Raw genomic sequence first — 8376 nt, 5'->3', positions numbered from 1 at the left:
CGCCTGCAACCAGAGCTGTGCGGCCAGCGCCGCCAGCCCGCACAGCCCGAAGCGGATCGCTGCCCATCGGATCGACTGCTGCTGCGCCACGAGACCAATGTTATGAGCGATAACATTGGTCCGCAAGAGTCGCGGTTGTGGTGGCCCTACGATGGGCGGGTGGCTCGACCAGGTGGATCTCTCACGTCTCGACTCCTCGCCCCGCTCGCCGGGCTCGCGCTCGCGGGCGCGCTGATCGCGGGCTGCGCACCCGCGCCCGGCACTGCCGCGACCGTCAACGGGCAGGTGATCGGTGAGCGCGAGGTCGCCACCGCGGTGGAGGAGCTCTCGCACTTCTTCGGTCCGGTGCCGCCCACCGAGGTGATCACCTATCTGGTCGCGGCGCCCGAGATGATCGACGTCGCCGCGGACGCCGGATTCGGCATGTCCGAGAGCGACGCTGTCGGCACGCTCGACCGGCTCGCCGCCCAGAACGGGGTGGACCCGATCGAGGCGAGCGAGCCCACGCTGCTGGTCGTCCGCAGCCTGCTCGCCAGCTCCGCGCTCCAGTCCGACCCTGAAGCTGCCGCGCTGATGACCGAGGTGGGTGACCGGGTCGCCGGCCTCGACGTCACGATCAGCCCCCGCTACGGCACCTGGGACGGCCAGGCGATCGCCGAACCCAGCTTCGACTGGATCGAGGTCCCGGCACCCGCAGGCGCGTGACCTCCTCGCCGCAGCGCCCGGAGCTCACCGGGGCGAGCCTGCTCGATGCCGTCGAGGTGATGGACCGGCTGCGGTCCCCCGGCGGTTGCCCGTGGGACGCCGAGCAGACGCACGCCTCGCTCGCTCCGTACGCGATCGAAGAGGCGCACGAGGTCGTGGAGGCCGCCGAGTCGGGCGACGACGCCGCGCTCGCCGACGAGCTCGGCGACCTGCTCCTGCAGGTCCTCTTCCATGCGCGCGTGGCCAGCGAACGCGAGGATGGGTTCGATATCGACGACGTCGCCCGCGGCCTCGTCGCCAAGCTCACACGCCGCCACCCGCACGTCTTCGGCGACGCCACCGCCGAGACACCGGCCGCCGTCAACGCCCAGTGGGACGCGATCAAGGCAGAGGAGAAGCATCGCGCCCACCCGCTCGACGACATCCCCGCTGGTCTCCCCGCTCTCGCCCGCGCGCAGAAGATGGTGAGTCGGCTCCGAAAGGCGGGGACGCCGTCGGGCACTCGCCCCCAGAACCCGGACGACGGCGCAGCTCACCTCGGGGAGGCGATCCTCGCCCTCGTGGTCGAGGCCGATGCCGAGGGCATCGACGCCGAGGCCGCCCTGCGGGCGGCGACTCGCGATCTGGAACGCCGCCACCGGCGATGACACACCCTGGATAGTGTCGGTGCCATGATCCTCATCCAGACCGTGTTCAAGGGCGACGACGTCCGCCTGCCGCTGCGCCCCGCGCACCGTGAGCTGTTGCAGGGCCTCGTGGAGGAGGGAATCCTGCTGTTCGGCGGACCGTTCGAGGACGCCTCCGGCGGCGCGCTGCTGCTCGACGCCACGCGCGAGCGGGTGCAGGCCTACCTCGACTCCGACCCGTACATGACGTGCTCCGACGTCGAGATCGTGACGTTCAAGGAGTGGCAGCCGATGGTCGGTACGCAGGTCGCCGCTTCCTGAGCGCCCGCACTTCCGCGGTGACGAACACCACCGCCGACCGGACAGTCGGCGGGTCTAGGGTTGAGCGCGGATCCTGCTTGTTTTCACACCTGACACCCATCTGAGAAGGAGTCGCACATGGCCACGATCGAGGCCGTCGGCGCCCGGGAGATTCTTGACTCCCGCGGCAACCCCACCGTGGAGGTCGAGCTCGCACTGGAGGACGGGTCGTTCGCCCGTGCCGCGGTGCCCTCGGGCGCGTCAACCGGTGCATTCGAGGCCGTGGAGCGCCGCGACGGCGACAAGGGCCGCTACCTCGGCAAGGGTGTGGCTGAGGCCGTGGCCGCCGTGACCGAGGTGATCGCACCCGCGATCCTCGGGCTCGACGCTGCCGACCAGCGCCACCTCGACGCCACGCTCATCGAGCTTGACGGCACGCCCAACAAGGGCAAGCTCGGCGCCAACGCGATCCTCGGCGTCTCGCTCGCCGCCGCGCGCGCATCTGCCGAGAGCTCCGACCTGTCGCTGTTCCGCTACATCGGTGGGCCCAACGCGCACGTGCGGCCGGTGCCGATGATGAACATCCTCAACGGCGGCAGCCACGCCGACTCCAACGTCGATGTTCAGGAGTTCATGGTCGCGCCGATCGGTGCGGGCACGTTCAAGGAGGCGCTGCGCTGGGGGACCGAGGTCTACCACAACCTCAAGTCGGTGCTGAAGGAGCGCGGGCTCGCCACCGGTCTCGGTGACGAGGGCGGCTTCGCTCCCAACCTGGAGAGCAACCGCGCGGCGCTCGACCTCATCCTCGAGGCGATCGAGCGGGCCGGCTTCACGGCCGGTACCGACGTCGCGCTCGCGCTCGACGTCGCTGCCACGGAGTTCTTCGCCGACGGCGCCTACTCCTTCGAGGGTGGATCCAAGACCCCGGCCGAGATGATCGGTTACTACCAGCAGCTGGTGGCCGACTACCCGCTGGTCTCGATCGAGGACCCGCTGAGCGAGGACGAGTGGGGCTCGTGGTCGCAGCTCGTGGCCGAGGTGGGCGACAAGGTGCAGATCGTCGGCGACGACCTGTTCGTCACCAACCCCGAGCGCCTCGCCCGCGGTATCGACGAGCAGGCGGCGAACTCGCTGCTGGTCAAGGTCAACCAGATCGGTTCGCTCACCGAGACCCTCGACGCCGTCACGCTCGCGCAGCGCAACGGCTTCACCGCGATGGTCTCGCACCGTTCCGGTGAGACCGAGGACACCACGATCGCTGACCTGTCCGTGGCGGTCAACGCCGGTCAGATCAAGACCGGTGCGCCGGCACGCGGCGAGCGCATCAACAAGTACAACCAGCTCCTGCGGATCGAGGACGAGCTCGACAGCTCCGGCGTGTACGCCGGCGCCACCGCTTTCCCGCGCTGGAACCCCTCCGCCTGACCCCTACCGTCGAGACCGAGGCTTGCGGTCGAGACCGAAGCGTGCGCCACTCGGTCTCGGCGTCACGCCTCGGTCTCGACGTACGGGCAGGAGTACCCACGACGCGCGCCCGGGTGCCTCCCCGGGATCGGCGCCGAGGTGAGGGAACATGGGGTGGTGAGTTCCCGCCGTCCTGCTGCGCCCCGCGCGAGCACCGCCCGTGCCGCCGGCACCACGACGACGACTCGCAAGCCCGCCCGCACGGTCCGGGCCACGTCGCGACCGGCCAAGGGAACAAGTGCCCCGAGCAAGCCGGTGGGCAAGCCGAGCACCGCGCCACGGCGATCCAGCAGCACGCCGGCGCGGGCCGCCGTCGAGCGTCCTGACGAGCCGAGACAGGTCACGGTGCGGATGGTGATGCTGTTCGTGGTCATCCTGGTCGCATTCGTGCTGCTGGCGCCGACGCTGCGCGCCTACGTGGCGCAGCAGGAGCAACTGCGGGATCTCAACGACGCGATCGCTGCGAGCCAGGAACGCACGGCCGCGCTGGAGGCGGCACGGGAGCGCTGGTCCGACGACGCCTACGTGCAGGCGCAGGCCCGCGACCGGCTCGGCTACGTGATGCCGGGGGAGACCCCGTACGTGGTGGTCGACCCGGAGACCGTCACCGGTGAGGAGCCCGTGGACGACGAGGAGGCCGGCCCGGTCACGATGCCGCGTACCGGACCCTGGTACCTGACGGTCTGGGACTCGGTGCAGGTGGCCGGCGAGGTCGGGGACTAGGGCATGTCTCCCAACTCCGGATCTGCTGCGCGGTGCCTGTCACGGCCGCTGGCGGCGTTGCATCCGCTCGAAAGCCAAACCCGGGCTTCCTTCGCGAGCGCGCCTTGCCATCACCCGCACCAGGCACCGCTCGCGACGACCCGGGAGTTGGGAGACACGCCCTGATGCCCGAGCAGGTCGCAGCGCGTGACCTCGCGATCGTGGCCGAGCAGCTCGGACGGGAGCCGCGCGGCGTGGTCTCGGTCGCCGCGCGCTGCGTGTGCGGGCGCCCGATGGTGGTGCGGACCGCCCCACGACTGCCGGACGGCACCCCGTTTCCCACGACGTTCTACCTCACCTGCCCGCCGGCCATCGCCGCAGTGAGCACGCTTGAGGCGGGGGGTGCGATGCGCGAGATGACGGCGCGGCTCGGCGACGAGCCGGAGCTGGCCGACCGCTACCGGGCCGCCCACGAGGACTACCTGCGCCGCCGTGCCGAGCTCGGCGAGGTCCCCGAGATCGAGGGCATCAGCGCCGGTGGCATGCCCGACCGTGTGAAGTGTCTGCACGTGCTCGTGGGCCACGCGCTCGCGGTCGGCCCGGGTGTGAACCCGTACGGTGACGAGGCGCTTGAGCGGCTCCGCGAGAGCTGGCGCCCGGACCGCTGCACCTGCTGACCGCTCAGGACCTCGTGCTCGTGGCACAGTGTGACGGTGACTCGTGTGGCAGGGATCGATTGCGGGACCAACTCCATCCGCCTCCTCATCGCTGATGTCGAGCGGTCGCCCGACGGCGGAGCGAGCCTGGTCGATGTGACTCGCCTCATGGAGGTGGTGCGGCTGGGTCAGGGCGTGGACCGTACGGGCGAGTTTGCGCCCGAGGCGCTGGCCCGGACGCTCGACGCGACCGAGCGGTACGCGGCGCTGTGCCGCGAGCACGGGGTGGAGGCGGTGCGGTTCGTGGCCACGTCGGCCACCCGCGACGCCCGCAACCGCGACACGTTCATCGGCGGTGTGCAGGAGCGGCTCGGCGTGGAGCCCGAGGTGATCTCCGGGACCGAGGAGGCCTCGCTCAGCTTCGCGGGCGCCGTGCGGGTGCTGGGCGCCGATGATGCCGGCCCGGCGCTCGTGGTCGACATCGGCGGCGGCTCGACCGAGCTCGTGCTCGGCGACGCAGCTGCGGTCGCGCCGGTGCCGGATGCGGCGATCTCCCTCGACGTCGGCTGCGTGCGCATGACCGAGCGGCACCTGGCCTCGGACCCGCCCACCGTGGCCGAGGTGGAGGCCGCACGCGCCGACATCCGCGCGGCGCTGGACCAGGCGGCCCACACCGTCCCGCTGGAGCGCGTGGGCACGCTCGTGGGGGTAGCCGGGTCGGTCACGACCGTGACCGCGCACGCGCTGCGGCTCGACTCCTATCGACCCGAGCGGATCGACGGCGCTCGGATACCGGTCGGCGACGTGCTCGCCGCGTGCGAGGACCTGCTGCGGATGACCCGCAGCGATCGTGCCGCGCTGCCGTACATGCACCCAGGCCGCGTGGACGTCATCGGCGCCGGCGCGCTCGTCTGGTCCGAGGTGATCACGCGGGTGGCGCAGACCGCCGGCGTGATCACGGTGACCACGAGCGAGCACGACATCCTCGACGGCATCGCACTGTCGGTGCTGGCGCGGATCGAGGCCTGACCTACTCCAGCCAGACGTACCGGGCGATCAGCAGGGCGGCGAGCAGGTAGAGCAGCCAGCTGCTCTCCTTGAACTTGCCGGTGAACACCCGGATCAACGCGTAGGCGATGATGCCGAACGAGACACCGTTCGCGATCGAGTAGGTGAACGGCATCGCCACGATCGTGAGGAACGCAGGCACGCTCTCGCCCACGTCCTTCCAGTCGATGTCCTTGACGCCCTCCATCATCAGTGCGCCCACGAGGATCAGCGCCGGTGAGGTGGCGGCACTCGGCACGGCCCCGACCAGGGGCCAGAAGAACATCGCGAGGACGAACAGTCCGCCGGTGGTGACCGCCGTCAGACCGCTGCGACCACCCTCCTCGACTCCTGCGGCGGACTCGACATACGCCGTCGTGGTGGACGTACCCATCGCGGCACCGAAGATCGCGGCGAGACCGTCCATCGAGAACAGCGTCTTGGCGCGTGGCATCTCGCCCTTGCTGTCCACGAAGCCGGCGCGGTGCGCCAGGCCGGTCAGCGTGCCGGTGGCATCGAAGAAGTCGACCACGAAGAACGTGAGGATCACGGTCAGCGCCGACGTGAACAGCATGCCTGCGTTGACATCGAGGTGTGCGGGGTTGAACAGCCCGCCGAAGTCCATCTGGAAGGCGAGGTCGCTCGGCCAGAAGGGCAGCGCGAGGATGCCGTCGCTGAATCCGCCGAACGGGACCAGCGTGTTGTCCGGACCCACGTAGACCGCCAGCCGGAAGATGATCGCGATCGCGGTGGTGGCGAGGATGCCCCACAGGATCGCGCCGGTGACGCGCAGCTTCATGAGGATCGCTGTCAGCACCAGCCCGACCAGCGCGAGCCACACGGTGGGCGAGCCGAAGTCGCCGAGCGCCACGGACGTGGCCTCGTCGTTGACCACGATTCCTGCGTTCTTCATCCCGATCAGCGCGAGGAAAGCGCCGATGCCGGCGGTGATCGCGAGCTTCAGCGACATCGGCAGCGCCTGCACGATGGCCTTGCGGGCTCCGATGACGCTGAGCACCACGAACAGCACGCCTGAGAGGAACACCGCGGCGAGCGCCTGCTGCCACGTGTAGCCCATCCCGATGACGACCGTGAACGCGAAGAACGCGTTCAGCCCCATCCCCGGCGCCTGCGCGAACGGGTACCGCGCCACGATGCCCATCACCAGGGACCCGAACGCGGCGGCGATGCAGGTGACGATCACCAGCTGCGTGAACACGTTGTCGACGCCGTCGATGACGATCGCGTTCGAGAGCACGTCCGGGTTGACGAAGATGATGTAGCTCATCGCCAGGAACGTGGTCAGGCCGGCCCTGAGCTCGCGGGGCACGGTCGAGCCGTGCTGGGTGATCCCGAAGTAGCGGTCGACGGCGGATCTCGGCGGGGGTGCCTGCTCGGCCTTGTTCTCGGTCGGTTCGGCGGTCTCGCTGGTGGCCATGCTGCTCCAGGTCGCTCGGATGAGGGTGCGTCTCAGTGAAGAGTCGTCAGCGGCACCTTAGGGGTCGTTGAGGTCAGGCGTGTGTCGTTCATGTCCTCGCCCGCGACCCAGACGCGGTCCACGTCCGCCGGGGTGCCCAGCACGAACAGCTTGGCGAGGGCGTCCTCGGCGTCGTTCGCGTGCCGGAGCACGGTCTCCAGCGTGGAGCCGGCAGGCGGCCGGAGCAGCACGGCGTCGTAGGCCATCCCCTCACTCAGGTGCCCCACCACCTCCGCCAGGCCGAGCGCGCGTGCTCCCGCTGTGGTGGCGAGGTGCAGCAGGTCGGCTGACGTCAGCGGCAGGCCGGCGTCCCCGAGCAGCTGCTGCGCGAAGTACGCCTGCAGGCCCTCCTTGAGGAGGCTGAATCCCGTGCCGCCGCCCACGTCGGACCCCAGCGCCACGTGCACGCCCGCCTCGACGTGGCGTCGCATCGGGAACAGTCCCGACCCCAACGAGGCGTTCGAGGTGGGGCAGTGCGCCACGCTCGCACCACTCGCGGCCAGCCGGGCGAGCTCGCCGTCGGTGGGTTGCACGTCGTGCGCGAGCACGGAGCGTTCGGTGATCAGGCCGTGCCGGTCGTAGGTGTCGAGGTAGTCGCGCGCATCGGGGAACAGGCGGGCCACGGTGGCGACTTCCCGCGTGTTCTCGTTGATGTGCGTGGTGAACCAGGCACCGTCGACGTCACTCAGCAGTCCTGCGCTGGAGGCCAGCATCTCGTCACTGGTGGCCAGGCTGAACCGCGGCGTCACGGCGTACCGCAGCCGCCCTCGGCCGTGCCAGCGTTGCGCGAGCGCGAGGCCCTCCGCGTAGGCGGTAGCGGGGTCCGTGTGCAGGTCGTCGCGCAAGCCGCGGTCGCCCACCACGAGGCCGGCCGTGATCCGCAGGCCGCTGCCGGCGGCCGTCTCGAAGAACACGTCCATGGCGTCGCTGAAGTGCGCCCCGAACACCAGCGCCGATGTGGTGCCCGCAGAGGCGAGCCCGTGCACGAGCTCCTGCGCCACCGCGGAGGCGTACGCCCGGTCCGCCATCCGCGCCTCCTCGGGCAACGCGCAGGTGTCGAGCCACTCCAGCAGCGGCCGCCCGAGCCCGCCGATCGCCCTGACCTGCGGGAAGTGCACGTGCGTGTCCACGAACCCGGGCAGCAGGATGCCGTCGCGCAGGTCATGCACGACGGCGTCGCGCGACCCGGGTTCCCGGCTCACCTCGGCCCAGGGGCCGCGACGGGTGATGATGCCGTCGCGGACGAGCAGGCCGACGTCGTCGCTAGCGCGCAGTGCCGCCTCGCCGACGGGCCCGGTCGGGGCATCGAAGACCCGTGCCCGATACAGCGCGGCGCTCACGTGACGGCTCCATCCGCGCGCAACCCTGAGCCACGAGTTCGTACCAACGGTGCGAGTTC

Annotated in this window: 9 protein-coding genes; 7 read left to right on the top strand and 2 right to left on the bottom strand. The window is 70.5% G+C overall.

Features of this window, described 5'->3' with window-relative positions; genetic code table 11:
- The first annotated feature begins 159 nt into the window (after positions 1–159).
- The 7 genes from ACOJSN_RS08790 (at position 160) to ACOJSN_RS08760 (ending at position 5482) form a co-directional block, all read left to right on the top strand.
- Positions 160–705, top strand: coding sequence for a hypothetical protein (locus tag ACOJSN_RS08790; RefSeq protein WP_420112120.1), 546 nt, complete (start codon positions 160–162; stop codon positions 703–705).
- Positions 702–1352 carry a nucleoside triphosphate pyrophosphohydrolase gene (mazG, locus tag ACOJSN_RS08785; protein WP_420112119.1) on the top strand — a complete coding sequence of 217 codons (651 nt, stop codon included), beginning with the start codon at positions 702–704 and terminating at the stop codon, positions 1350–1352. The genes ACOJSN_RS08790 and mazG overlap by 4 nt, the downstream gene beginning before the upstream one ends.
- 24 nt (positions 1353–1376) lie before the next feature.
- The gene (locus ACOJSN_RS08780) at positions 1377–1652 is read left to right on the top strand and encodes a YciI family protein (protein ID WP_420112118.1); all 276 of its coding nucleotides are present in this window, start codon (positions 1377–1379) and stop codon (positions 1650–1652) included.
- A 117-nt stretch (positions 1653–1769) separates the two neighbouring features.
- A complete protein-coding gene (gene eno, locus ACOJSN_RS08775) occupies positions 1770–3056 on the top strand; it encodes a phosphopyruvate hydratase (protein WP_420112117.1) in 1287 nt (428 codons plus the stop codon).
- A gap of 156 nt (positions 3057–3212) precedes the next feature.
- Complete coding sequence (locus ACOJSN_RS08770; protein WP_420112116.1) at positions 3213–3818, top strand: FtsB family cell division protein; 606 nt, start codon at positions 3213–3215, stop codon at positions 3816–3818.
- 164 nt (positions 3819–3982) lie between these two features.
- Positions 3983–4474, top strand: coding sequence for a DUF501 domain-containing protein (locus tag ACOJSN_RS08765; protein ID WP_420112115.1), 492 nt, complete (start codon positions 3983–3985; stop codon positions 4472–4474).
- 36 nt (positions 4475–4510) lie between these two features.
- Complete coding sequence (locus ACOJSN_RS08760) at positions 4511–5482, top strand: exopolyphosphatase (RefSeq protein WP_420112114.1); 972 nt, start codon at positions 4511–4513, stop codon at positions 5480–5482.
- Position 5483: 1 nt separating this feature from the next.
- Here the strand turns inward: ACOJSN_RS08760 and ACOJSN_RS08755 are convergent, their stop codons facing one another.
- A complete protein-coding gene (locus ACOJSN_RS08755) occupies positions 5484–6938 on the bottom strand; it encodes an NCS2 family permease (protein ID WP_420112113.1) in 1455 nt (484 codons plus the stop codon).
- Between the two features lie 32 nt (positions 6939–6970).
- Entirely contained in the window at positions 6971–8317 is a 1347-nt protein-coding gene (gene guaD, locus ACOJSN_RS08750) for a guanine deaminase (RefSeq protein ID WP_420112112.1), read from the bottom strand.
- Positions 8318–8376 lie beyond the last annotated feature (59 nt).

It is taken from the genome of Pseudactinotalea sp., assembly GCF_048594945.1.
In the GTDB taxonomy this organism is placed as follows: Bacteria; Actinomycetota; Actinomycetes; order Actinomycetales; family Beutenbergiaceae; genus Pseudactinotalea.
Note: the sequence above shows the minus strand (reverse complement) of the source record. Positions and strands in the feature narration are given on the sequence as shown.